Source organism: Streptomyces sp. ALB3 (genome assembly GCF_044385685.1).
Lineage (GTDB): Bacteria > Actinomycetota > Actinomycetes > Streptomycetales > Streptomycetaceae > Streptomyces.
Map to the genome: position 1 here is coordinate 324,014 of NZ_JBISCE010000037.1, position 21,844 is coordinate 345,857.

The following is a 21,844-nucleotide window of genomic DNA, read 5'->3' on the forward strand; positions in this document are numbered from 1 at the left end:
GGTTCCTTCGCTGTCGCCCCGGGTGGGCAATCAACCGTGCGAAGGTTCGAGGCCTGACCTTAGTGACCCTCTTGTGATCAGTTCAAATCCTCACGAGCAAAATTTCGTCACACCAGGCACTTCTTTACTTTCATCACACGCGGTGTAGCGGCGAGTTGACGGTACGTTCCGTGAATTCCGGCAAGTCGCCCATGCCTCACAAGTCGCCTCAGACGCGCGAGAGGCGCTTCAGGAGCAGGGCGGACGCGACCGGCCGCGCCCCGGCCTTCGCCACCCCGTCCGCGACTTCGCGGTCGGTGGAGACCACGACGACGGGTCTCCCCGGCGGTTCGGCCCGCGCCAGTTGTCTGATCAGCTCGTCCGCGGTCACCCCGGCCTTGCTGAACAGCACTCGCACCCCGCGCGGTGGGGCGAGCAGGACGGGGACGGCGAGTTCGGCCCCGTCGAAGACGCAGGTCATCTCCGCGCCGGTCTGGGCCGCGAGGACCGACAGCCCGCCCAGGAGACGCAACCGCTGCTTCTCCAGCGGCATCTGCGGATAGCCGGTCTTCGTGACGTTGTACCCGTCGACGATCAGATGCGCCTGCGGCAGGGCGAGCAACTGGTCGAGCAGCGCCGGGTCGGTCTCCGAAAGGGCCCTGGCCGCGATGTCCTTCGGCGACATCCGGCCCGGCTCCACCGCTTCCACGCTGTCGGCGGGGCGCAGCGAGGAAGGAGGCAGCGCCAGTTCACGGCGGAGCCCCTGCGCGGCGTCGAGCACGGTGTCCAGGAGCAGCCGCAGCCGCATGTCCTCGACCGAGCGCCCCTCCCTCGCCGCCCTGCGGCCCGCCTCGACGGACGCCTCCGCCTCGGCCAGGCGCGCCTTGAGCCGGCGGGACTCGGTCTCGGCGGCGGAGACCTGGGCCGCGGCCTCGGCCCGTACGGCGTCGGCCTCGGCGCCGGACCTGCGCAGGGCCGCCTCTCCGCGCTTCACCTCGCTGAGGGCGCTGCGCAGCTTGCGGTTCAGCGAGTCGGCCTCCTTGCGGGCGGCCTCCAGTTCCGAACGCAGCCGCTCGGTGTCGGCTTTGGTCTGGCCGCGGGCGCGGTCGAGCTCCTCACGCAGCCGTTCCAGCTCGCGCCTGGTCTCCTCGTCGGCCCGCTCGGCGTGCGCCCGCTGGACCTCCTCGCCCGCCGCGGCCACCAGCTTGACCCAGCCGGCAGGGCGCAGCACATAGGCCGCGGCGGCCACGTCGACGGGGTCGGCGGCGGCCGGCGGCACGCCTGACGCGAGCGCCTCGGCCAGCTCCGGCTGCGTCTGGCCGATCCGTTCGGCGATACGACGGCGGAAGACGGGGTCGCTCTCCAGGGCGGCGGCCATCGCGTTACCCGCGAACTTGGCCCGCCTGGTCGGCGTGAAGCGGGCGTACTGCCGGAGCTGGGCGGGGAGTTCGCCGACGGTCAGGCCGCCGAACGCGTCCGAGACCAGCGCCACCACCTTGCGGCGTACGCCTTCGGGCAGCGGACGGTCGAGCGACTCCGCGGTGCCGTCGGCCGCATCGGCCGGTTCGGCGCCGCCTGTCGGCTGCTCCACCATCCATCACCCCAATATGTCCGTCCGCGCGGCTCCGTCAGGAGCCGGCACCTGGCCTGTCGACCAGCTCGATCTGGTCCACGGCGTTGCACCAACGGCAGCGCACCGACTCGATGGTCTCACTGACCACCTCGCGCTCCTCGACACTCGACTCCCCGGCCAGGTCGAGATGCACGTACTCCACGACCTTCGAGGAACGCGTCACGTCGAAACGGGTGAGGTTGCCGCAGAGCGTGCAGCGCCAGCGGGTCCCGTCCGTCGGCTGGGGAACCGTCGTCATCGTTGCGTCCTCTTTCGTCGTCCGTCGGATCCTGTGTGCCCAGGTCTTCGATCTCGCGGTGCGCCGTCGAACTGCGGATGTCCTGCCGTAACCCTACGGCCTCGCGCATACGTATCGGCACGGCGAGGCGGTCCGTCCCGTTCTCGCCTAGTGCGTCATGCTCTGTACGTGATCGATCGGCGGGGAGTCGGCTGGCGGCGGCGCGCCAGGGAGCTCGGTGCGGCGGCAGCGGCGGGGGGCGCCCCGGTCACGTACGGGCTGATGGCCCTGTGCTGCGCGGTGTTCCTGATCAGCCCCCTCTCCGGCTTCAACCCTGCCCGCGGCGGCGCCGACGCCCTCCTGGCCGCCCAGGCCGGGTACTTCGAGAAGTGGGGCGTGATCCCCAGCGAACTCCTGGAAGGCTCCGCGCACGCGGCGCTGACCCCGCTGACCGCGCTCTTCGTGCACGGCAGCTGGCTGCACCTGCTGGGCAACATGCTCTTCCTGTACGTGTTCGGCGCGATGGCCGAGGAGCGGATGGGCCGCACCGGGTTCGTCTGCTTCTACGTCGCGTGCGGCTACTTCGCCCTGGTGGCCTACGCGGTGGTGTACGCGGACTCCGACCAGACGCTCGTCGGGGCCTCGGGGGCGATCTCCGCGGTGCTCGGCGCCTTCCTCTACCTCTTCCCCCGGGCCCGGGTCACCAGCCTCTTCCCGTTCCTCTTCTTCCTGCCGCTGCGCTTCCCTGCCTGGATCGTGCTCGTCTTCTGGTTCGTCCTGCAGTGGCTGGCGGCCCAGGGAGCGGGCAGCGGCCCGGGCGTGGCGTACCTCGCGCACGTGGCCGGCTTCGTGGCCGGGTTCCTCTACGCCTGGGTGCGGTTCCGGGGTACTACAGTGAAGTCTCCAGCCACGGCCACTGAGGGAGAAAGCCAGCCGTGATCACCGCGATCGTGCTCATCAAGACAAGCGTGGACCGGATTCCCGAGATCGCCGAGGCCATCGCCGCGCTGGACAGCGTCAGCGAGGTCTTCTCGGTCACCGGTACGTACGACCTGATCGCCATGGTCCGGGTGGCCAGGCACGACGATCTGGCCGACGTCATCCCGGGCCGGATCAGCAAGATCCAGGGTGTCGAGGCCACCGACACCCATGTGGCCTTCCGTACGTATTCGCAGCACGACCTCGAGGCGGCCTTCGCCATCGGTCTCGACGCCTGAGACCGCTTCCGGCGCGAGGCGCGTACGGCTCCGGCCGGGGACGGGGGCGTCACGCCTTCCGTCCCCGGCCGGAGCCGTAGCGGGCCGTTCAGACCTGGGCGGCGGCGCCCCGGTCGGGCACGCAGCGGCCCTCCTCGGTGCGGTACGTCCAGCGGGCGCCCTCGTCCACCAGCTCCCGGACGGCGCCCAGGAACCGCTCGATGTGCTCGTCCGGCGTGCCGGCGCCGAAGCTCACCCGGATCGCGTTGAGCGACTTCTCCCCGGGCGCGGCCTCCGGCGCGCCGCACTCGCCCGGGTCCTGCGGCTCGCTGCCCAGCAGGGTGCGCACCAGCGGGTGGGCGCAGAACAGGCCGTCGCGCACCCCGATGCCGTACTCGGCGGAGAGTGCCGCGGCGAAGTGCGAGCTGTTCCACCCCTCGACCACGAAGGAGATGACGCCGACCCTCGGGGCGTCGTCACCGAAGAGTGAGAGCACCTTGACCCGGGGGACCTCGGCAAGGCCCTCGCGGACCCGGGTCACCAGCTGCTGCTCGCGGGCGACCAGCCGGTCGAACCCGGCCTCGGTCAGGGCCTTGCAGGCGGCGGCGATGGAGTAGACGCCGATGACGTTGGGCGATCCCGCCTCGTGCCTGGCCGCGGTGGTGTGCCACTCGACGTCGACACCGCCGTCGGCGCGCCGGGCGACCTTGCGGGAGGCGCCGCCGCCGGCGAGGTACGGCTCCGCCTCGGCCAGCCAGTCGGCCCGGCCCGCGAGGACCCCCGAGCCGAACGGCGCGTACAGCTTGTGCCCGGAGAAGGCGACCCAGTCGACGTCCAGCTCGGCGATGTCCACCGGGTGGTGGGGCGCCAGTTGGGCGGCGTCGAGCACGATGCGCGCCCCGTGCGCGTGGGCGGCGGCGGCCAGCTCCTTCACCGGCCACAGTTCACCGGTGACGTTGGACGCGCCGGTGACACAGACCAGCGCGGGCCCGGCGCCCGCGCCGGGCCGGGAGTCCGGGGAAGGCTCGCGGTCGGCCAGGGCCCGCTCCAGCGTGGCGACTGCCTGGGCCGGGGTGCGGGGCGCGTCGAGGTAGGTCACCCGGGCGTCACGCCAGGGCAGCAGCGAGGCGTGGTGCTCGGTCTCGAACACGAACACCTGGCAGTCGGCCGGCAGTGCGGCGGCGAGGAGGTTGAGGGAGTCGGTCGTCGAGCGGGTGAAGACCACCTCGTCGTCCGCGCGGCAGCCGAGGAACTCCGCGACGGTCACACGGCTGTTCTCGAACAGGTCGGTCGACAGCTGCGAGAGGTACCCGGCACCGCGGTGGACACTGCCGTAGTACGGGGCGTAGGCAGCCACGTCGTCCCACACCCGCTGGAGAGCCGGGGCGCTGGCCGCGTAGTCGAGGGCGGCGTACGTGACGTCCCCGCCCGTGACGAGCGGAACAGTGACATCCGCACCCAGGACCGGCAGAGGGGCACAAATGGACCGGACGGCGGCAGCGGTGGAGACAGACATGGCGAACTCCCGTAAGAGGCAGGCGAGATCAACGCGCCGGCGGTACGCGGCAGCGCGGAGAAGAAGAAAAAGGGGTGTGCGGAGGAGGGCGTCGAGCCCTATCGCATTCGCTTGCTCACAAGAGGCTCCCTGGGACCAGGACCCCAAGGGGTGGCATCAGACGATGCCGAGGGGCCCGCGCTTGCCACAGACCTCGCTGCCTGCGGCCTGGTCTTCACCCGGGGCACCCCGCCACGGACGGAGGGTTGCCGGACAGCGGGCCGGGGCCGTAGTCGCTGTCACTCATGACCTGCGCAGCATCTTGCCACAACTGCGGTGACGCGCAAGGGCGCAGTCCGCGATCCGGACTGCGCCCCTGCTCACACGTGTACGCCGTCAGGCGTTGCTGGCCGCCACCCAGCGCTCCAGCGCGCGCTTGGCCGCGCCCGAGTCGATCGACTGCGCGGCCCGCGCGATGCCGTCCGACAGCTGTTCGCCGAGCGTGCCGTCGCCCGGTTCGAGAGCGACCAGCGCGGCGGCCGAGTTGAGCAGCACGGCGTCGCGCACGGGTCCGGTCTCCCCGTCCAGCAGACGACGGGCCACATCCGCGTTGTACGAGGCGTCCGCCCCACGCAGCGCCTCGACGGGAACCAGGTCCAGGCCGACGTCGCGCGGATCGAAGGCCTCCTCCCGGACGGTGCCGTCACGCACGATCCAGACCCGCGACGTCGCCGTGGTGGTCAGCTCGTCGAGGCCGTCGTCGCCCCGGAAGACGAGTGCGGAGTTCCCCCGGTCCGCGAGCACGCCCGCCACGATCGGCGCCATCTTCGGGTCGGCGACGCCGATGGCCTGGGAGCGCACCCGGGCCGGGTTGGTGAGGGGGCCGAGGATGTTGAAGGTGGTCTGGGTGCCGAGTTCCTTGCGCGCCCTCGCGGCGTACCGCAGGGCGGGGTGGAACTTCACCGCGAAGCAGAAGGTGATGCCCGCCTCCTCGGCCACGGCGACGACGCGCTGCGGGGTCAGTTCGAGGTTGACTCCGAGCTTCTCCAGCACGTCGGAGGCCCCGCTCGCCGAGGACGAGGCCCGGTTGCCGTGCTTGACGACCTTCGCGCCCGTCCCCGCGACGACTATGGCCGACATGGTGGAGATGTTGACAGTCTTGGCCATGTCGCCACCGGTTCCCACGATGTCGACCGTGCGGCCGGGCACCTCGATGGTGTGGGCGTGTTCGTACATGGCCCGGACGAGACCGGTGACCTCGTCGACGGTCTCGCCCTTGGCGCGCAGGGCGATCGCGAAGCCGGCGATCTGTACGTCCGTGGCCTCCCCGCTCATGATGCGGTCCATGGCCCACGCGGTGTCGTCCGCGCCGAGGTGCTCACCGCGCAGCAGAGGGGTCAGTACGCCGGGCCAGGTGCGGGCCGCCACGCTGTCGCCGCCGTCCGGGGTCACAACGTTCATGGTCCACTCCTGGGGTCCACAGCCGATAGAAAGGTGTCCCCCACCCTATCCAGCCGAGGGGACAGCGAAGAGCCCCGTCCATCGGATGGACGGGGCTCCCGCTGTGGCGTTCAGCTGAGGTGATCAGTGGTGGCCGTGGCCGCTGGTGATCTCCTTGTACTCCTCGGCGGTGGGCTTGGCGATCTGGTTGTTCTCGCCGTAGTAGCTCTGGCTGAGCCTGGCCCGCAGCTTCTGGAGCATCGACGGGTTGCGCTCGACACCGTTCTCGTCGACCGTCGGGCCGATCTCGACCGGCTTGTACTGCTCGTGCGCCGTGAGCGTGTGCAGCTGCTCCGGGCCGAGCGGCTCGTGGATCTCGACGAACTCACCGTGCGGCAGGCGCTTGATGGTGCCGGACTCGCGTCCGTGCAGCACCTTCTCCTTGTCGCGCCGCTGGAGCCCGAGGCAGATCCGCCGGGTGACGACGAACGCGACGACCGGGCCGACGAAGAAGGCGATCCGTACGAACCAGCTGATCGCGTTGAGCGACATGTGGAAGTGCGTCGCCCAGATGTCGTTGCCGCCACCGATCAGCATGACGAAGTAGATCGTCACCCAGGCGACACCCAGCGCGGTGCGGGTCGGAGCGTTGCGCGGGCGGTCCAGGATGTGGTGCTCGCGCTTGTCGCCGGTGATCCACGACTCGATGAACGGGTAGAGCGCGAGCGCCGCGAGGACGACACCGAACAGCACCAGCGGGATGAGCACGCCCAGGACCAGCGTGTGGCCCCAGAGGTTGATCTCCCAGCCCGGCATCACACGGACGAAGCCTTCCGCGAAGCCCATGTACCAGTCCGGCTGGGCGCCCGTGGACACCTGGTCGGGACGGTAGGGGCCGAGCGCCCAGATCGGGTTGATCGTGGCGATCGCGGAGAGGATCGCGATGAAGCCGAAGACCAGGAAGAAGAAGCCTCCGGCCTTGGCCATGTACACCGGCAGCAGCGGCATGCCGACGACGTTCTTGTTCGTCTTGCCCGGGCCCGCGAACTGCGTGTGCTTGTGGAAGAAGACCAGGATGAGGTGGGCGACCACGAGCCCGAGCATGATGCCCGGCAGCAGCAGGATGTGGATCGAGTAGAACCTCGAGATGATGTCCGTGCCGGGGAACTCCCCGCCGAACAGGAACATCGAGATGTACGTGCCCACGATCGGCATCGACAGGATCGCGCCCTGCGTGAAGCGCACACCCGTACCGGACAGCAGGTCGTCCGGGAGCGAGTAGCCGGTGAACCCGGTGAACATGCCGAGCACGAAGAGCAGGAAGCCGAACAGCCAGTTGATCTCACGCGGCTTGCGGTACGCACCGGTGAAGAACACCCGGAACATGTGCACGAACATGCCGGCGAGGAAGATGACGGCGGCCCAGTGGTGGATCTGCCGCACGAGCAGCCCACCGCGGACGTCGAAGCTGATGTCCAGCGTCGAGGCGTAGGCCGCGGACATCCGGATGCCGTTCATCGGCTCGTACGAGCCGTGGTAGACGACCTCGTTCATGCTCGGGTTGAAGAACAGCGTCAGGTACACACCCGTGAGGATGATGATGATGAAGCTGTAGAGGCAGATCTCACCCAGCATGAAGGACCAGTGGTCCGGGAAGATCTTGCGCATGTTGGCCTTGGCCAGGCCGTAGATGCCCAGCCGGCCGTCCGCCCAGTCGGCCACCCGCTCACCGGCGGGCGCCTTGCGCTGTGTTTCCGTCGCAGTACTCATCCGCGCTCCCAGAAGGCAGGACCGACGGGCTCTTCGAAGTCACCGAGCGCCTCGAGGTTGCCCTCGCTGTTCACACCGATCCGCAGCTGCGGAAGGGCGTGACCGGCCGGACCGAAGATGACGCGGGCGCCGTCGGAGAGGTCGAAGGTGGACTGGTGGCACGGGCAGAGCACGTGGTGCGTCTGCTGCTCGTACAGGCTGATCGGGCAGCCGACGTGGGTGCAGATCTTGGAGAAGGCCACGATTCCCTCGTGGGCCCACTCGCGCTCCCGCTTGTCCTTGATGTTCTCCGGCTCGATGCGGATGATCATCAGGGCGGCCTTGGCGATCTGCGTCTGGAAGTCGTGCGCGTCCTCCTCCAGGCCCTCGGGCATGGCGAAGGTCAGCGAACCGACGACGACGTCCTCGGGACGCAGCGGCTCCATGGTGTTCATGTTGACGAGCTGCTTGCCCTTGGCCCACATGGTCTTGCGGAGCTTCTTCTCCGGCAGCGGACCCAGGTCGCGCAGCAGCACCACACCGGAGAGCGGCACCAGGGCCAGCGCACCGAACATGGTGTTGCGGATCAGCTTCCGCCGGCCGATCGCGGACTCCTTGGCACCGGCCGCGAAGTCGGCCATGACCTTGGCCTTGACCTCGGGCGTCGCCTCGATGGCGTGCCGGTCGTCGGCCACCTCCACGTCGGACATCAGGGTGCGCGCCCAGTGGACGGCACCCGCGCCGATGAGGAAGAGCGCCAGTCCCAGGGTCAGACCCAGGGAGAAGTTGAGCGCGCTCACATGGCCGAACGGCCAGATGTAGACGATCTTGTCGACCGGGAAGATGACGTACGAGGCGATGAAGCCGACCGTCGCCAGCATGGACAGCGTGAACATGAGCGCGACGGCCCGCTCGGAGCGGTTCGCGGCCCGTTCGTCGATGTCCTGGATGCGCGGCCGGTGGGCCGGCAGCCCCGGGTCGGCGAACGGGTCGCCCGCACCCTCTACCGCGCCGTGCGCGGTGCCCTGCTCTACCGGCAGGTTCTCTTCTGGAATCTGTTGGCTACTCATGACTTCTTGGCCTTAGCGGTGTGGGCCGCGACCCATACGGCGATGGCGATCAGGCCGCCCAGGCCGAAGATCCAGCCGAAGAGACCTTCACTGACGGGGCCGAGGCCACCGAGCGAGAGCCCGCCGGGGGTCTCGGACTCATCACCGTTGACGGTCTTGATGTACGCGATGATGTCTTTCTTCTCCTGCTCCGGCATGGTGCTGTCCGGGAAGGAGGGCATGCTCTGCGGGCCGGTCTGCATGGCCTCGTAGATGTGCTTCGGGCTCACGCCTTCGAGGCTCGGGGCGTACTTCCCGTTCGTCAGGGCGCCGCCCTCACCGGTGAAGTTGTGGCACTGCGCGCAGTTCGTGCGGAACAGGTCACCGCCCTTGGCCACGTCGGCGCCCGCGGGGTCGACCTGGCTCTCGGTGGGCGTGATCGGGCCGGCGCCCAGGGACGCGACGTACGCCGCGAGCTGGTCGATCTCGGCCTGGGTGTAGATGACCTTCTTCTCCGGTACCTGGGGGCCCGGCTGCTGAGCCGGCATGCGCCCGGTACCGACCTGGAAGTCGACGGCGGCGGAGCCGACGCCCACGAGGGACGGCCCGTCGGTGGTGCCCTGACCGCCGGATCCGTGGCAGCTTGCGCAGCCCACGGAGTAGAGCTTCTTGCCCTCGTCGATAGCGAGGGACTGGGCGGTTTCGTCGGCCTGCGCCTTACCCGCAGGCGCAAACGCGGCGTACAGCCCCCCGGTAGCCGCCAGCGCGAGGAGTAGTACGACGACCGCCGCCAGCGGATGGCGTCGTCGTGCGGAGAGCTTTTTCACGGATTACCCCGGTGTCAGGATCTTCTGCGTCGATGGTGAGTGGGTGCGAGCCCGGTTACTTGATCATGTAGATCGTGGCGAACAGGCCGATCCAGACGACGTCGACGAAGTGCCAGTAGTAGGACACGACGATGGCGGCGGTGGCCTGTTCATGGGTGAATCTCGAGGCCGCGTATGTCCTGCCCAGGACGAGCAGGAAGGCGATGAGACCGCCTGTCACATGCAGACCGTGGAAGCCGGTCGTCAGGTAGAACACCGAACCGTACGGGTCGGAGGACAGGGAGAGACCCGCCTCCTTGACCAGCTCGGTGTACTCGAGGACCTGGCCTCCGATGAAGATCGCACCCATCACGAACGTGATGATGAACCAGGTGCGGAGCTTCTTCACATCGCCCCGCTCCGCGGCGAAAACGCCGAGCTGGCAGGTGAGAGAGGAAAGCACCAGGATCGTGGTGTTCGTCGCCGAGAACGGGAAGTTCAGATGGTGAGCCATCTCCTTCCAGTGATCGGGTCCCATCACCGATCGCAGGGTGAAGTACATCGCGAAGAGGGCCGCGAAGAACATCAGCTCGGAACTCAACCAGATGATGGTTCCGACGCTGGTGAGGTTCGGCCGATTGACCGACGGGTGCGCGTGCCCGGTTTCTACTGTCGTTGCTGTCGCCACGACCGACATTATGTCGGTCGCTTATCCCGCCCTCACTCCGGGGGGTGCCGTTCGGTGTGTCAGTGGGGTGTGTCCTCACCGAACGGCCCATCGGGTCGTCGTCCTCACCGGTGCTGACAGGCGGTCCCCCGGAGTACGATCCGCCCATCGGTTCATGCGCCGAGAGCCCCGAAGACACAGACGTCACGGAGGAACAATGCAGCCGACCGCCACGGTCCTGGTCTACAGCGACGACGCCAACACCCGCGAGCAGGTGAGGCTGGCAGCCGGGCGCAGGCCCGCGGCGGACGTGCCAGCGGTGACGTTCCTGGAGTGCGCCACCCTGCCCGCCGTCCTGAGCGCGCTGGACCGGGGGGGTGTCGACGTCTGCGTGCTGGACGGCGAGACGGCCCCGGCGGGCGGCATGGGCGTGTGCCGGCAGATCAAGGACGAGATCTTCGACTGCCCGCCGGTGCTGCTGCTGATCGGCCGGCCGCAGGACGCCTGGCTGGCCACGTGGAGCCGCGCGGACGCCGCGGTGACGCATCCGGTCGACCCGGTCGGCTTCGCGGACGCACTGGCCTCCCTGCTGCGCCGCAGGCTGTCCGTGGAGGCCTGAGGCGCAGGGGCCCCGGGCGTCCGCGCGGGGTCCCTGCGGGGCGTGGCGCACTCCCGGGCCGGATCAGACCTGGGGGCGCAGCCGCGCCGTGAGGACGTCGTTCCCGGTGTCCGGCGTGCCGCCCCCGTGCAGGGCGCTGCCCTTCAGCCAGGCGTCCCAGGTCAGGTTCCAGTCACCGAAGCCGTTGTCGAACGGCGTCATCATCTCGCCGTCGCTCCCGACGACCTTGACGATGTCGCCCTCGCGGACGGTCTCGAAGAACCACTGCGCGTCGGCGGTGCTCATCCCCGTGCAGCCGTGGCTGACGTTGGCGTTGCCCTGTGAGCCCGTCGACCAGGGCGCCGCGTGGACGTACTCACCGCTCCAGGTGACGCGTGTCGCCCAGTAGACCGGCAGGTCGTAGGACTCCGACGAACCGGCTGCGATGCCGATGCTCTCGCCGCGCATGCGTACGAACTGCTCCTTGGCGAGCACCACCTTGACGCCGTTGCGGGTGTCGAAGCCCGGCTTGCCCGTGGTCACGGGCAGGGTGTTGATCACGTCACCGTTGCGCAGGACGGTCATGGAGTGGTCGGAGGCGTCGGTGATCGCTTCTATGCGGTCGCCGGTGGTCAGCTTAAGGGGCTTGGCGGCGGCCCCGTAGAGGGCGTCGGTCACCTTTATGCCCTTGAGGTTGCTGCGGACGTCGATGCCGGCGTCGGCGGGCCAGTACTCCTTGGGGCGGTAGTGCAGGGTCTTGGCGTCCACCCAGTGCCAGGAACCGGTGACGGCGGGGGTGGACCGGACCTGGAGCCCGCGTTCCACGGTGGCCCTGGCGGCCCGTCCGGTGACCGGAGCGCTGAGTTCCGCCGTGAGGGGCTGTCCGACCCCGTAGGTGCCCGCCTGCGGGCCGAAGGTCACCTTCAGGAACTTCTTGGCCGCGGTCGTGCCGAAGGCGTACGTACGGCTGCCGGGAGCGCCGTCGCCGTTCTCCGTGGACACCTTGACGGTGTACCGGGTGCCGGCCGCGAGCGAGGTGGTGGAGTGCCACCGCTTGCCGTCGGCGTCGAGTTCGCCCGCCAGATGGCGGCCGTCGGTGTCCACGGCCGTCACATCGGTGATCTTCGCGTCGTCGTCCTTGACGGTGAATTCCAGGGGCGTGTCGGGGTCGGCCTTCTCGTCCTCGGACGGGCCGTTGAACGAGACCACGTCCGCGGCGTCGTGCGGCTTCAGCGACAGCGGATGGCCCTCGGGCTCGCCACAGGCGGTCGCACCCGCTACCAGGGTCACGACCAGCAGAGTGCAGCTCACTACGGTGCGGATGCGCGGCGTGTGGTTCATGAACCCACGCTAAGAAGATTCATCCGTTCCAGCGCGTTCAGTGACTGCAAACGGGGGCCCTGCCCGCTCGTTGCTGAGCGGGCAGGGCCCCCGTTCGGGTGCGGCACGTCCGGTGAGGGCGTGTCCTACTGGGTGCGGTTCTCGCCCCGGTAGTACTCGAAGACCCAGCCGAAGAGGCCGATCAGGAGCAGCGGGGCCGAGAAGTAGGCCAGCCACCAGCCGAAGACGACGGCCATGAACAGGAAGGCGCCACCGATGGCCAGCGAGAGCGGCTGCCAGCTGTGCGGCGAGAAGAAGCCCACCTCACCGGCTTCGTCCGCGACGTCGGCTTCCTTGTTGTCCTGGGCCATGGCGTCGACCCTGTTGGCCGTGAAGGCCAGGTAGAAGCCGATCATGATGGCCAGGCCGAAGGACAGGACGAGTGCGGTGGTACCGACCGGCTCCTTCGACCAGACGCCGTACGTGACGGCCATGGCCAGCATGAAGACGCTCAGCCAGATGAAGAGCTTGCCCTGGATCTTCACTTGCCGTCCTCCTTGCCGCCCGCGAGGACCTTGTCACCCTCGGAGAGGTGATCGAGCTGCTCGAGCGCCGTGATCTCAGGGTGGTGCAGGTCGAACGCGGGCGATTCCGAACGGATCCGCGGCAGGCTGAGGAAGTTGTGCCGCGGGGGCGGGCAGGACGTCGCCCATTCGAGCGAACGGCCGTAGCCCCAGGGGTCGTCGACCTCGATCTTCTTGCCGTACTTGGCGGTCTTCCAGACGTTGTACATGAACGGAAGCATCGACAGTCCGAGCACGAACGAGGAGATCGTCGAGATCGTGTTCAGCGCGGTGAAGCCGTCGGCGGCGAGGTAGTCCGCGTAACGGCGCGGCATGCCCTCGGCACCCAGCCAGTGCTGCACCAGGAACGTGCCGTGGAAGCCGACGAACAGCGTCCAGAACGTCATCTTCCCGAGCCGCTCGTCCAGCATCTTGCCGGTGAACTTCGGCCACCAGAAGTGGAACCCGGCGAACATCGCGAAGACCACGGTGCCGAAGACGACGTAGTGGAAGTGCGCGACGACGAAGTACGAGTCGGAGATGTGGAAGTCCAGCGGCGGAGAGGCCAGGATCACGCCGGTCAGACCACCGAAGGCGAAGGTGATCAGGAAGCCGACCGACCAGAGCATCGGTGTCTCGAAGGACAACGACCCCTTCCACATCGTGCCGATCCAGTTGAAGAACTTCACACCGGTCGGTACCGCGATGAGGAACGTCATGAAGGAGAAGAACGGCAACAGCACGCCGCCGGTGACGTACATGTGGTGCGCCCACACCGTCACCGAGAGGCCGGCGATGGCAATCGTCGCGCTGATCAGACCGATATAGCCGAACATCGGCTTGCGGCTGAACACCGGAATGATCTCGGAAATGATTCCGAAGAACGGCAGAGCGATGATGTACACCTCTGGATGGCCGAAGAACCAGAAGAGGTGTTGCCAGAGCAATGCGCCGCCGTTGGACGCGTCGAAGATATGTGCGCCGAATTTTCGGTCGACCTCCAGCGCGAAGAGCGCGGCGGCGAGGACCGGGAAGGCCAGCAGGACCAGGACACCGGTCAGCAGGACGTTCCAGGTGAAGATCGGCATGCGGAACATCGTCATGCCGGGGGCGCGCATGCAGATGATCGTGGTGATGAAGTTGACCGAACCGAGGATCGTGCCGAACCCGGAGAAGGCCAGACCCATGATCCACATGTCGGCGCCGACACCCGGCGAGCGGACCGCGTCCGACAGCGGGGAGTAGGCGAACCAGCCGAAGTCGGCCGCACCCTGCGGGGTGAGGAAGCCGCCCACGGCGATCAGCGAGCCGAAGAGGTACAGCCAGTAGGCGAACATGTTCAGCCGCGGGAACGCCACGTCGGGCGCGCCGATCTGCAGCGGCATGATCCAGTTCGCGAACCCGGCGAACAGCGGCGTCGCGAACATCAGCAGCATGATCGTGCCGTGCATCGTGAACGCCTGGTTGAACTGTTCGTTCGACATGATCTGCGTACCCGGCCGGGCCAGCTCGGCGCGCATGAAGAGCGCGAGGAGGCCACCGATGCAGAAGAAGGCGAACGACGTGACCAGGTACATCGTGCCGATCGTCTTGTGGTCAGTGGTGGTCAGCCACTTGACGACGACACTCCCCGGCTGCTTGCGCCGCACCGGCAGCTCGTCCTCGAACGAGTCGTCTGCTGCCGCGGCACCCTGGGATTCGTTGAGGATGCTCACAGTTTGTTCGTCTCCGCATTCCTGGCCGGGTCCGTCTGCTCGATGCCTGCCGGCACGTAGCCCGTCTGACCCTTCTCCGCCAGCTCCTTGAGGTGCTGCTGGTAACGCTCGGGAGAGACGATCTTGACGTTGAAGAGCATCCGGGAGTGGTCGACGCCGCAGAGTTCGGCGCACTTACCCATGTAGGTGCCCTCCTTCTTCGGCGTGACCTCGAAGGAGTTGGTGTGGCCCGGAATGACGTCCTGCTTCATGAGGAACGGCACCACCCAGAAGGAGTGGATGACGTCGCGCGAAGTCAGGACGAAGCGGACCTTCTCGCCCTTCGGCAGCCACAGGGTCGGACCCGGGTTGCCGTTCTGCGGGTTGCGCGTACCGGGGATGCCCACGTCGTAGACGCCGCCGGCGCCCTCGGGGAAGTCCTTGCGGTACTTGTCGGGGATGGCGTCGAGCTCCTTGGGGATCTCGCTGCCGGCGGAGGGCTGGCCCTCCACCTTCTCGATGTAGTTGAAGCCCCAGCTCCACTGGTAGCCGACCACGTTGATGGTGTGGGCGGGCTTCGGAGTGAGCTCGAGGAGCTTCGATTCATCGCGCGCGGTGAAGTAGAAGAACACCGAGACGATGATGAGGGGGACCACTGTGTACAGCGCCTCGATAGGCATGTTGTACCTGGTCTGCTGAGGTACCTCCACCTTGGTCCTGCTTCGCCGGTGGAAGATGACGCTCCACAGGATCAACCCCCAGACAAGGACGCCCGTGGCGAGCGCTGCCGCCCACGAGCCCTGCCAGAGGGAGAGGATCCGAGGGGCCTCTTCCGTTACCGGGGTGGGCATACCGAGGCGGGGGAAATCCTCCCAGTTGTATGAACAACCGGAGGCCGTCGCCAGGACCAGGCCCGCAGTCAGCACCTGCGGCAGCTTCCGCCGCATCGGGCGCCGCGACGAGCGGTCGGAGCCGTTGGGACTCACGTAGCGCCTTCCCGAGAGTCTCGCCCGCACGGTCGGCGCGGCCGTCTCACTTGGTCGGTCGCCGGCCCTGACGCGGGCAGGGGTTTGGATGTTTATGCGGACCAAACCCTACTGGACGCTATTTGGGGCCGCGCGGGGAGGGTGCCCAACGCGCCGCACGACACCCCGAAGGGATGGAATGCGAGCCTCCGGCCGCCGTCTGACGCCCTCTCTCCCCCCTCGCCGCGGCGGCCGGCCACCTGGTCACGCCCGGTGCGGGCTAGCGTGACGGTGTGCCCTACTTCGACGCGGCCTCCGCCGCCCCTCTGCACCCCGTCGCCCGCCAGGCGCTGCTTGCCTCCCTGGACGAGGGCTGGGCCGATCCCGCCCGGCTGTACCGGGAAGGCCGGCGGGCCGCGCTGCTGCTGGACGCGGCCCGGGAGACCGCGGCGGAGGCGGTCGGCTGCCGTCCGGACGAGCTCGTGTTCACCTCCTCGGGCACCCGGGCGGTGCACTCCGCCGTGGCCGGAGCTCTCGCCGGGCGTCGGCGTGTCGGCCGCCACCTGGTGCTCTCCGCCGTCGAGCACTCCTCGGTGCTCCACTCGGCGGCGGCCCTCGAAGCGGAGGGCGGTTCGTCCACCGAGGTGCCGGTGGACCGGTCCGGGGCGGTGGACCCCTCGGCGTACGGCCGGGCCCTTCGCCCGGACACCGCGCTGGCGTGTCTGCAGTCCGCCAACCATGAGGTGGGGACCGAACAGCCGGTGGCCGAGACCGCCGGGATCTGCGCGGAGGCGGGCGTGCCGCTGCTGGTGGACGCCGCGCAGTCGCTGGGCTGGGGGCCGGTGCCCGGCCGCTGGTCGCTGCTGACCGCGAGCGCCCACAAGTGGGGTGGCCCCGCCGGGGTCGGGCTGCTCGCCGTGCGCAAGGGCGTCCGGTTCGCACCCCGGGGTCCCGCCGACGAACGGGAGTCGGGCCGGGCCGCCGGTTTCGAGAACGTCCCGGCCGTCGTGGCGGCGGCGGCGTCGCTGCGGGCGGTGCGCGCGGAGGCCGCGGCGGAGGGCGCCCGGCTGCGCGCCCTGGTGGACCGGATCCGGTCGGCGGTGGGGTCCCTGGTGCCCGACGTGGAGGTGGTCGGCGACCCGGTGCGGCGACTGCCGCACCTGGTCACCTTCTCCTGTCTCTATGTCGACGGAGAGACACTGCTCCACGAGCTGGACCGGGCCGGCTTCTCCGTCTCGTCCGGGTCGTCCTGCACCAGCAGCACCCTGACGCCCAGCCACGTCCTGCGGGCGATGGGGGTGCTCACGGAGGGGAACATCCGTGTGTCGCTCCCGGCGGGGACCTCGGAGGAGCAGGTGGACGGTTTCCTCGGCGTACTGCCGGGCGTGGTGGCCGAGGTGCGGGACCGGCTCGGCGCGCCCGCTCCGGCGGCGCCCTCCGCCGGGTCCCGGGCCCCGCTCGTGGTCGACGCGCTCGGCCGGCGCTGCCCCGTCCCGGTGATCGAACTCGCAAAGGTGATCGGAGAGGTACCCGTGGGCGGCACGGTGACGGTGCTCTCGGACGACGAGGCCGCCCGCCTCGACATCCCGGCCTGGTGTGCGATGCGCGAGCAGGAGTACGTGGGCGAGGAGCCGGCGGACCGCGGCTCGGCCTATGTCGTCCGCCGGCTCGTGTGAGCCCGTGCCGCCGGCCTGCCTAGGAGAGGTGCTTCCTGACCTCGGAGGCCGCCTCGTCCCCGTAGGCCTTGGTGAAGCGGTCCATGAAGCTGGTGCGGCGCAGGGTGTACTCCTGGGTGCCGACCGTCTCGATGACCAGGGTCGCCAGCATGCAGCCGACCTGGGCGGCGCGCTCCAGGCTCACGTCCCACGCGAGGCCGGAGAGGAAACCGGCCCGGAACGCGTCACCGACACCGGTCGGGTCGGCCTTGCGCTCCTCCTCCGGGCAGACGACCTCGATGGGGTCGTGGCCGGCCTTCTCGATGCGGACGCCGCGGGCTCCGAGGGTGGTGACGCGGTGGCCGACCCTGGACAGGATCTCCTCGTCGCTCCAGCCGGTCTTGGACTCGATGAGCCCCTTCTCGTACTCGTTGGAGAAGAGGTACGTCGCGCCGTCGAGCAGGATCCGGATCTCCTCGCCGTCCATCCGGGCGATCTGCTGCGAGAAGTCGGCTGCGAAGGGAATGCCCCGCGAGCGGCACTCCTCGGTGTGCCGGAGCATCGCCTCGGGGTCGTCCGCCCCGATGGAGACGAGGTCGAGACCGCCCACGCGGTCGGCGACGCTCTTGAGCTCGATCAGCCTGGCCTCGCTCATCGCGCCCGTGTAGAAGGAACCGATCTGGTTGTGGTCGGAGTCCGTGGTGCAGACGAAGCGCGCCGTGTGCAGGACCTCCGAGATGCGGATCGACCCGGTGTCGACCCCGTGCCGGTCGAGCCAGGCGCGGTAGTCGTCGAAGTCGGCGCCGGCCGCACCCACGAGGACCGGCCGGGTTCCGAGCACGCCCATCCCGAAGGCGATGTTGGCCCCGACACCTCCGCGGCGCACGTCGAGGTTGTCGACCAGGAAGGAGAGCGAGACCGTGTGCAGCTGATCGGCGACCAGTTGGTCCGCGAATCGGCCGGGAAAGGTCATGAGGTGGTCTGTGGCGATGGAGCCTGTGACTGCGATGCGCACGAGGAGACTGCTCCTGCGGAAGGCGAAGGAAGCGCGTGAGCACCCCTCCGGGACGGCATGACAGTTCACGCTACCCGGTAACGCCTGCGCGCTCGAATAGGCAAAACTACCCGATAGTAGGTCTTTCTACCTGGCCGGTGCCGTGCGTACGGTGCGGTTATGTCGAACACCATCGTTCCGCGTGAGTCCGAGATGAGCCTGGCCGAGCTGCGCGGTGACTGCGCGCGGATGGCGCCGCACTGGGCCGTACCCGCGAAGACCGCCGCGAAGCCGGTGGAACCGTCCCGTATCCACGGCGTCACGGTGCCGCCGTCGTCCGCCCGGCTGCTCGACGCCATGTCCGACTACGGGGACTGACCGGCCGGGCCGGGCGGTTCCCCGCGTCCGCCGGGGAACCGCGCGCTCCTCCGCTCCGTCCCACCGTCGTCCCCACCCGGGGACGGGCGATGAGCCAGTGGCGGCCATGCAGGCGAAGGAGCGATCCGGTGAGCACCGAGCGACCCGAGAACGACGTGACCGGCCCACGGCGGCGGCGTTCGCCGTTCGCCGTGGCCTCGGTGGCGGCAGCGGTGCTGCTGGCCGGGGGTGGTGGAGCCTACTGGGCATCGAGCAGCGCGGGCGAGGCCGCGCCCGGGCTCCTGCCCGGCCCCGGGGCGGGCTCGCCCCCTCCTCTCTCCCTCGACGCCCCGGCGGACAGCGGCCCGGCCGCGCCCCCGCAGGGCATCGCCCCGGGCGAACCCGACCCCCATGGCGGCGTGACCGTCTACCGCGCCTCGGGGAAGCTGCCCGACGGCCCGGAGTCGGCCGCCGTCCACCGGGCGACGGGCACGGTCACCGCGGCGGAGGTGGCACGCCTCGCCGAGGCGCTCGGGGTGCGGGGGACGCCGCGCACGGAGGGCACGGCCTGGAAGGTGGGCAGTGACGGGGACGGGTCAGGACCGCTCCTGCGGGTGACCAAGCAGGCTCCCGGCACGTGGACCTTCGCCCGGTACGGCTCCGGCGGCCCGGACGCCTGCGAGGGGGTGTCCAGCTGCTCGAAGGGCGCCTCGCCGGGAACCGGCCCCGGCGACGGCTCACCGGTGAGCGAGAAGGCCGCCAGGGCCGCCGCCGCGCCGGTGCTGAAGGCCGTGGGGCAGGACGGCGCCGCGCTGGACGCGGACCAGCTGATGGGGTCCGTACGCGTGGTGAACGCCGATCCCGTGGTGGGCGGGCTGCCGACGTACGGCTGGTCCACCGGGATCCAGATCGGTGCCGACGGCGGGATCGTCGGGGGCAGCGGGCACCTGAAGAGTCTGGAGAAGAGCGACAGCTATCCCGTGACCGGCGCGGACGAGGCGCTGCGGCAACTGAACGCCGAGAGCCGGCGGGCGCCGGGGTCCGGCGTCGGCGGGTGTGCGACCTCCGAGCCGCTGACAGGCGATCCAGGGTCACCGGCGGCCGGCTGCGGGAAGCGGGGCGGCACTCCGCCGGCCACCACGGTGACGGTCGACGCGGCCGAGTTCGGGCTCGCGGCGCGGTACGCGGACGGCGAGCAGATCCTCGTACCCTCCTGGCTCTTCTCCGTACGGGCGGAAGGGGGCGGCCCCGGGAACACGGTCGTCCAGGTCGCCGTGGAGCCGGATCACCTGGCGGACGGGAGCACGTCGCCCTCTCCCGCCCCGACGCAGGACCCGGGGGGCACGGGGCCGGGCATCACCTCGTACAGCGCGGACGGCCGGACGCTGGAGGTGACGTTCTGGGGCGGCGTGTGCAGCACGTACACGGCCCGCGCATCAGAGGACGGCAGCACGGTGCGCGTCACGGTCGCCGAGGCGGAGCCCGAGCCCGGGAAGGCCTGCGTCATGATCGCCAAGGAGCTGTCCCGGACGGTCACGCTGGACGCGCCGCTGGACGGGCGGAAGGTGGTCGACGCGGAGTCGGGCAGGACGGTACCGCGCGCCTGAGGTCAGCACGCGGGCACGACAGCGGCGGCGTCCCCGGATCCGGGGACGCCGCCGCTGTCGGTACGACTCAGGGTTCAGCTGAAGGAGTCACCGCAGGCGCAGGAGCCCGTGGCGTTCGGGTTGTCGATCGTGAAGCCCTGCTTCTCGATGGTGTCCACGAAGTCGACGGAGGCGCCGCCCAGGTACGGGGCGCTCATCCGGTCGGTGACGACCTTGACGCCGTCGAAGTCCTTCACGACGTCCCCGTCGAGCGAGCGCTCGTCGAAGAAGAGCTGGTACCGCAGGCCCGAACAGCCTCCGGGCTGCACGGCGACGCGCAGCGCGAGGTCGTCCCGGCCCTCCTGCTCCAGCAGGGCCTTGACCTTGGCTGCGGCGGCGTCGGACAGGAGGATGCCGTCGCTCACGGTGGTGGTCTCGTCCGATACGGACATCTGCTTCTCTCCCGGGTTGTACGGACTGCTTGCCGACGGTCCAACCATCGGGGCCGCGGATTCATTCCGGGCCAGGCGCGTGTCTGTTCCCTTCATGCTCGCACACCGCGTACGCCGGGGGATGCGTCACATCGACGCTATCGGCATCGTCAAGCTGACACGAAGCGGTTATGATAGATAGCGTCAATTAGACGAAAAGGCGTTTCGCGGAAAAGAAAGGGTGCGTGTCGTGACCACCGCCCAGCCCCTGGATGTCCAGCCGACACCCCTCGCCCTTCTGCTGCTCGGCCGCGAGGCCGACCCGCGGAGCGAGCGCGGGGTCGATTGCCCCGGCGACCTGCCCTCCCCGTCCGACCCGGACCTGGTGGAGCGGGCCCGTGCCGCCAAGGAGAAGCTCGGGGACAAGGTCTTCGTGCTCGGCCACCACTACCAGCGCGACGAGGTCATCCAGTTCGCGGACGTCACCGGCGACTCCTTCAAGCTCGCCCGGGACGCGGCGGCACGGCCGGAGGCGGAGTACATCGTCTTCTGCGGCGTGCACTTCATGGCCGAGTCCGCCGACATCCTGACGGGTGACGACCAGAAGGTCGTCCTCCCGGACCTGGCAGCCGGCTGCTCGATGGCCGACATGGCCACCGCGGAGCAGGTCGCGGAGTGCTGGGACGTGCTGACCGAGGCGGGCGTGGCCGACCGGGTCGTGCCGGTCTCGTACATGAACTCCTCCGCCGACATCAAGGCGTTCACCGGCAGGCACGGCGGCACGATCTGCACGTCGTCCAACGCGAAGCGGGCGCTGGAGTGGGCGTTCGAGCAGGGCGAGAAGGTGCTCTTCCTGCCCGACCAGCACCTGGGCCGGAACACGGCGGTGCGGGACATGGGGATGACCCTGGAGGACTGCGTCCTCTACAACCCGCACAAGCCGAACGGCGGCCTGACCGCCGAGGAGCTGCGCGACGCGAAGATGATCCTGTGGCGCGGGCACTGCTCGGTGCACGGGCGGTTCTCGGTGGAGTCCGTGGAGGACGTCCGCGCGCGCATCCCCGGGGTGAACGTCCTGGTGCACCCGGAGTGCAAGCACGAGGTCGTGGCGGCCGCGGACCACGTGGGCTCGACGGAGTACATCATCAAGGCCCTGGAGGCGGCACCGGCCGGTTCCAAGTGGGCGATCGGCACGGAGCTGAACCTGGTACGCCGGCTGGCGAACCGTTTCGCCGCCGAGGACAAGGAAGTCGTCTTCCTCGACAAGACCGTGTGCTTCTGCTCGACGATGAACCGGATCGACCTGCCGCACCTGGTGTGGACGCTGGAGTCCCTGGCCGAGGGGAACCTCGTCAACCGGATCCAGGTCGACCCGGAGACGGAGAAGTTCGCGAAGCTGGCACTGGAGCGGATGCTGGCACTGCCGTAGGGGCCGGGGCTCCTCCCCCGC

Annotated in this window: 21 protein-coding genes and 1 riboswitch; of the genes, 7 read left to right on the forward strand and 14 right to left on the reverse strand. The window is 69.4% G+C overall.

From position 1 onward, the window contains the following. Positions 1-208: 208 nt before the first annotated feature. Both ACHFIV_RS23505 and ACHFIV_RS23510 read right to left on the reverse strand, forming a co-directional pair. The gene (locus tag ACHFIV_RS23505) at positions 209-1,570 is read right to left on the reverse strand and encodes an NYN domain-containing protein (protein ID WP_398972569.1); all 1,362 of its coding nucleotides are present in this window, start codon (positions 1,568-1,570) and stop codon (positions 209-211) included. 37 nt (positions 1,571-1,607) lie between these two features. Beyond that, positions 1,608-1,850, reverse strand: a complete 243-nt coding sequence (locus ACHFIV_RS23510; RefSeq protein WP_356536793.1) for a hypothetical protein — start codon at positions 1,848-1,850, stop codon at positions 1,608-1,610. 168 nt (positions 1,851-2,018) lie between these two features. Between ACHFIV_RS23510 and ACHFIV_RS23515 the strand changes: the two genes are divergently transcribed. Both ACHFIV_RS23515 and ACHFIV_RS23520 read left to right on the forward strand, forming a co-directional pair. Beyond that, on the forward strand, positions 2,019-2,768 hold the full coding sequence (locus ACHFIV_RS23515) for a rhomboid family intramembrane serine protease (protein ID WP_398972393.1): 750 nt from the start codon (positions 2,019-2,021) through the stop codon (positions 2,766-2,768). Further along, positions 2,765-3,046, forward strand: coding sequence for an Lrp/AsnC family transcriptional regulator (locus ACHFIV_RS23520; RefSeq protein WP_033303376.1), 282 nt, complete (start codon positions 2,765-2,767; stop codon positions 3,044-3,046). Before ACHFIV_RS23515 ends, ACHFIV_RS23520 begins: the two co-directional genes overlap by 4 nt. 88 nt (positions 3,047-3,134) lie before the next feature. Here the strand turns inward: ACHFIV_RS23520 and ACHFIV_RS23525 are convergent, their stop codons facing one another. The 6 genes from ACHFIV_RS23525 to ctaE form a co-directional block, all read right to left on the reverse strand. Further along, positions 3,135-4,541: an aminotransferase class V-fold PLP-dependent enzyme gene (locus ACHFIV_RS23525; protein WP_398972396.1), complete on the reverse strand. Its 1,407-nt coding sequence runs from the start codon at positions 4,539-4,541 to the stop codon at positions 3,135-3,137. 172 nt (positions 4,542-4,713) lie between these two features. Continuing rightward, positions 4,714-4,831, reverse strand: a riboswitch (SAM riboswitch). Positions 4,832-4,916: 85 nt separating this feature from the next. After that, complete coding sequence (trpD, locus tag ACHFIV_RS23530) at positions 4,917-5,981, reverse strand: anthranilate phosphoribosyltransferase (RefSeq protein WP_398972398.1); 1,065 nt, start codon at positions 5,979-5,981, stop codon at positions 4,917-4,919. 123 nt (positions 5,982-6,104) lie between these two features. After that, positions 6,105-7,730, reverse strand: coding sequence for a cytochrome bc1 complex cytochrome b subunit (qcrB, locus tag ACHFIV_RS23535; protein WP_398972400.1), 1,626 nt, complete (start codon positions 7,728-7,730; stop codon positions 6,105-6,107). After that, entirely contained in the window at positions 7,727-8,779 is a 1,053-nt protein-coding gene (qcrA, locus tag ACHFIV_RS23540; protein ID WP_398972402.1) for a cytochrome bc1 complex Rieske iron-sulfur subunit, read from the reverse strand. Before qcrA ends, qcrB begins: the two co-directional genes overlap by 4 nt. Further along, positions 8,776-9,585: a cytochrome bc1 complex diheme cytochrome c subunit gene (qcrC, locus tag ACHFIV_RS23545; RefSeq protein WP_398972405.1), complete on the reverse strand. Its 810-nt coding sequence runs from the start codon at positions 9,583-9,585 to the stop codon at positions 8,776-8,778. The genes qcrA and qcrC overlap by 4 nt, the downstream gene beginning before the upstream one ends. 55 nt (positions 9,586-9,640) lie before the next feature. Beyond that, complete coding sequence (gene ctaE / locus ACHFIV_RS23550) at positions 9,641-10,261, reverse strand: aa3-type cytochrome oxidase subunit III (protein ID WP_014045480.1); 621 nt, start codon at positions 10,259-10,261, stop codon at positions 9,641-9,643. A 187-nt stretch (positions 10,262-10,448) separates the two neighbouring features. Here ctaE and ACHFIV_RS23555 point away from each other — a divergent pair, with 187 nt between their 5' ends. After that, positions 10,449-10,850 (forward strand): hypothetical protein, encoded by a 402-nt coding sequence (locus ACHFIV_RS23555; protein WP_398972408.1) that lies wholly within the window; start codon positions 10,449-10,451, stop codon positions 10,848-10,850. A 63-nt stretch (positions 10,851-10,913) separates the two neighbouring features. On the opposite strand, the gene ACHFIV_RS23560 is transcribed toward ACHFIV_RS23555, so the two are convergent. The 4 genes from ACHFIV_RS23560 to ctaC all read right to left on the reverse strand — a co-directional run bounded on the left by ACHFIV_RS23560 (position 10,914) and on the right by ctaC (position 15,392). Further along, positions 10,914-12,170, reverse strand: coding sequence for a L,D-transpeptidase (locus ACHFIV_RS23560; protein WP_398972410.1), 1,257 nt, complete (start codon positions 12,168-12,170; stop codon positions 10,914-10,916). 125 nt (positions 12,171-12,295) lie between these two features. Next, complete coding sequence (locus tag ACHFIV_RS23565) at positions 12,296-12,694, reverse strand: cytochrome c oxidase subunit 4 (RefSeq protein WP_398972413.1); 399 nt, start codon at positions 12,692-12,694, stop codon at positions 12,296-12,298. Then, entirely contained in the window at positions 12,691-14,427 is a 1,737-nt protein-coding gene (gene ctaD, locus ACHFIV_RS23570) for an aa3-type cytochrome oxidase subunit I (protein ID WP_398972416.1), read from the reverse strand. The genes ACHFIV_RS23565 and ctaD overlap by 4 nt, the downstream gene beginning before the upstream one ends. After that, positions 14,424-15,392 (reverse strand): aa3-type cytochrome oxidase subunit II, encoded by a 969-nt coding sequence (ctaC, locus tag ACHFIV_RS23575; RefSeq protein ID WP_398972419.1) that lies wholly within the window; start codon positions 15,390-15,392, stop codon positions 14,424-14,426. Before ctaC ends, ctaD begins: the two co-directional genes overlap by 4 nt. A 272-nt stretch (positions 15,393-15,664) precedes the next feature. On the opposite strand from ctaC, the gene ACHFIV_RS23580 reads away from it, so the two are divergent. Then, positions 15,665-17,047, forward strand: coding sequence for a cysteine desulfurase/sulfurtransferase TusA family protein (locus ACHFIV_RS23580; RefSeq protein WP_398972422.1), 1,383 nt, complete (start codon positions 15,665-15,667; stop codon positions 17,045-17,047). A gap of 19 nt (positions 17,048-17,066) precedes the next feature. On the opposite strand, the gene ACHFIV_RS23585 is transcribed toward ACHFIV_RS23580, so the two are convergent. Continuing rightward, positions 17,067-18,041 (reverse strand): carbohydrate kinase family protein, encoded by a 975-nt coding sequence (locus ACHFIV_RS23585; RefSeq protein WP_398972424.1) that lies wholly within the window; start codon positions 18,039-18,041, stop codon positions 17,067-17,069. Positions 18,042-18,200: 159 nt separating this feature from the next. Between ACHFIV_RS23585 and ACHFIV_RS23590 the strand changes: the two genes are divergently transcribed. Beyond that, complete coding sequence (locus ACHFIV_RS23590; RefSeq protein WP_398972427.1) at positions 18,201-18,398, forward strand: hypothetical protein; 198 nt, start codon at positions 18,201-18,203, stop codon at positions 18,396-18,398. Positions 18,399-18,526: 128 nt separating this feature from the next. Continuing rightward, positions 18,527-19,984 carry a hypothetical protein gene (locus tag ACHFIV_RS23595; RefSeq protein WP_398972430.1) on the forward strand — a complete coding sequence of 486 codons (1,458 nt, stop codon included), beginning with the start codon at positions 18,527-18,529 and terminating at the stop codon, positions 19,982-19,984. 74 nt (positions 19,985-20,058) lie between these two features. Here ACHFIV_RS23595 and ACHFIV_RS23600 read toward each other — a convergent pair whose 3' ends face one another. Then, entirely contained in the window at positions 20,059-20,415 is a 357-nt protein-coding gene (locus ACHFIV_RS23600; protein WP_018103583.1) for an iron-sulfur cluster assembly accessory protein, read from the reverse strand. Between the two features lie 220 nt (positions 20,416-20,635). Here ACHFIV_RS23600 and nadA point away from each other — a divergent pair, with 220 nt between their 5' ends. After that, entirely contained in the window at positions 20,636-21,823 is a 1,188-nt protein-coding gene (nadA, locus tag ACHFIV_RS23605) for a quinolinate synthase NadA (protein WP_398972433.1), read from the forward strand. Positions 21,824-21,844 lie beyond the last annotated feature (21 nt).